This is a genomic window from Pseudomonas sp. I2, assembly GCF_040984075.1.
Classification (GTDB): Bacteria; Pseudomonadota; Gammaproteobacteria; order Pseudomonadales; family Pseudomonadaceae; genus Aquipseudomonas; species Aquipseudomonas guariconensis_B.
Genome location: NZ_JBCGFQ010000138.1, coordinates 1 through 546, shown reverse-complemented (window position 1 = coordinate 546; position 546 = coordinate 1). Strand labels below are relative to the sequence as shown.

The window sequence follows — 546 nt, the reverse complement described above, 5'->3', positions numbered from 1 at the left end:
TGCCGTATGGGCTCACGGCGAAACGCTCGGCGGTCAGCCCCGGGCGGCGGTGGTAGCCGCGCGCCAGGCCTGCGCCGGCCAGGTACAGCTCGCCCAGCACGCCCACCGGCACCGGTTGCAGCTCGGCATCGAGGATGTAGCAGCCCAGGTTGGCGATCGGCTCGCCGATCGGCACGCTGTCGCGCCCTTCCTCACGGCAGGTCCAGTGGGTTACGTCGATAGCCGCCTCGGTCGGGCCGTACAGGTTATACAGGCCGGCCTTCGGCAGCTTGGCGAACACCTGCTGCTGGGCATCGGCCGGCAGCGCTTCGCCACTGCAGACGATGCGCGCAAGGCTGGTGCAGCGCGGCACGCCGCTGTCTTGCAGGAATGCCTGGAGCATCGACGGCACGAAGTGCAGCGTGGTGATGTTTTCGCCGGTGATCAGCTCGACCAGACGGGCCGGGTCGCGATGATCACCCGGCGCGGCAACCACCAGTCGCGCACCGGTCATCAAGGGCCAGAAGAACTCCCACACCGACACGTCGAAGCTGAACGGCGTTTTCT

At 67.9% G+C, this 546-nt stretch carries 1 protein-coding gene; it reads right to left on the bottom strand.

The window, feature by feature from the left end:
- Window positions 1-546, bottom strand: a 546-nt coding sequence (locus tag WCE05_RS25920) for an AMP-binding protein (protein ID WP_368816827.1), incomplete at both ends; no start/stop codon positions are given.